The organism is Gardnerella sp. CCPDSM (genome assembly GCF_056754715.1).
This window is the reverse complement of record NZ_JBQEQO010000024.1, coordinates 1-1577: the sequence shown is the minus strand read 5'-3', so window position 1 is coordinate 1577 and position 1577 is coordinate 1. Positions and strand designations below refer to the sequence as shown.

Sequence of the window (1577 nt, the reverse complement as noted above, 5' to 3'; positions counted from 1 at the left end):
AAAAAGGAATAGACGTATCAGTTTGGCAGGGTGACATTGATTTCAACGCGGTAAAAGCATCCGGCATTGAGTTTGTGATCATTCGAGCAGGATACGGTATCGGATGCAAAGACAAGTGGTTTGAACAGAACTATCGTAAAGCAAAAGCAGCCGGTCTTGACGTGGGAGCCTACTGGTATTCGTACGCAAACTCCAGTTCTGAGGCAGCTGAAGAAGCTCAAAGCTGTGCGAACATGCTTTCAGGTAAGAGTTTTGAGTACCCAGTTTACTTTGATTTGGAAGAAAAAAGCCAGCTTAACCGTGGGCGAGCTTTCTGCGATTCGCTGATTACCAGTTTTTGCAGCAAACTGGAAACTTACGGGTATTATGCAGGCTTTTACACCTCGCTTTCAGTAGCTAATAATCTTGTGTCATCTCATGTTAGAAACCGTTACGCTTTGTGGATCGCACAGTGGAACACGCACTGCAGTTATCAAGGCTCGTATGGTCTTTGGCAATACTCGTCAAACGGCAGCGTTCCTGGAGTAGCCGGCAGAGTTGACATGGATTATGCTTACGTGGATTATCCGAGCGTGATAAAAAACGCTGGATTAAACGGATGTAAAAACGGCGGCTCTGACCAAGCTGCGCGCACGTCAAGTATTGATGATGTGGCGCGAGAAGTTATTAACGGCGCTTGGGGTAACGGAAATGAGCGTAAACAGCGTTTAACTTCTGCCGGATACGATTATGCGAGCGTGCAAAATAAAGTTAATAAGCTTCTTGGTGTTAAAGCCTGTAGAAAGTCAGTTGATGAGCTTGCCCGTGAAGTAATCCGAGGCACGTGGGGTAACGGAAATGAGCGTAAACAGCGTCTAACTCAAGCAGGATACGATTATGATACGGTACAAAAACGAGTAAACGAACTCTTGTAAAACAGTTTGAAACATGTAAAGCCCGAGGCTTGTTCCTACATTGGAGCAATCCTCGGGCTTTTTTATTTTTTAAGGTTAAATTATCAAGTCAAGAGGTTAAAAAAACACTGTTTTTTCTTTGCCTGTGATGTAAGGAGGCACAGGCAAATGAATATAAAAGAAAAACAGCAAGTCAAATTACTAAGAGATGAAGGCCTTAGCTATACGCAGATTGCAAACCGTATGAATGTTTCCGTTAACACGATTAAAAGCTACTGCAAACGTAATAGTCTAGGCGTAATCCAGTCTATGAAAACACAGACGGCATTATGTGAATCTTGTTCAAAACCAATCAAGCAAAACAAAGGAAGAAAAGTTAAACGTTTCTGCTCTGACGCGTGTAGAAACACGTGGTGGAACAAGCATACACAGTTGGTAAAAAGACAGGCAAACTATGAGTGTGCTTGTCTTAACTGCAAAAATTCTTTTATCTCTTACGGTAATAAAACCAGAAAATACTGCTGCCACGCCTGCTATATAGAACATCGTTTTGAAGGTGGACGTCATGCAAATAAGTAATGATGCTCACGGGCTAACGGATGTTAAAGCGAGGGCTTGGACAAAAGAGAGTATGCAGGCGGATTTTCGTTTTGAAATAGCCGAAAAACTTACCGTTTCACTCTT

Annotated in this window: 2 protein-coding genes; both read left to right on the top strand. The window is 42.7% G+C overall.

Annotated elements, in window-relative coordinates:
- The coding region (locus ACTJLE_RS06250; protein WP_481267880.1) for a GH25 family lysozyme at window positions 1-914 on the top strand (914 nt) is incomplete at its 5' end.
- 147 nt (window positions 915-1061) lie between these two features.
- Window positions 1062-1472, top strand: coding sequence for an RNA polymerase subunit sigma-70 (locus tag ACTJLE_RS06245; RefSeq protein ID WP_481267879.1), 411 nt, complete (start codon window positions 1062-1064; stop codon window positions 1470-1472).
- Window positions 1473-1577: the final 105 nt, after the last annotated feature.

Coding starts and splice junctions, on each gene's coding strand:
- ACTJLE_RS06245 (WP_481267879.1), top strand. CDS start 1,062: ATGAATATAAAAGAAAAACAGCAAGTCAAATTACTAAGAGATGAAGGC.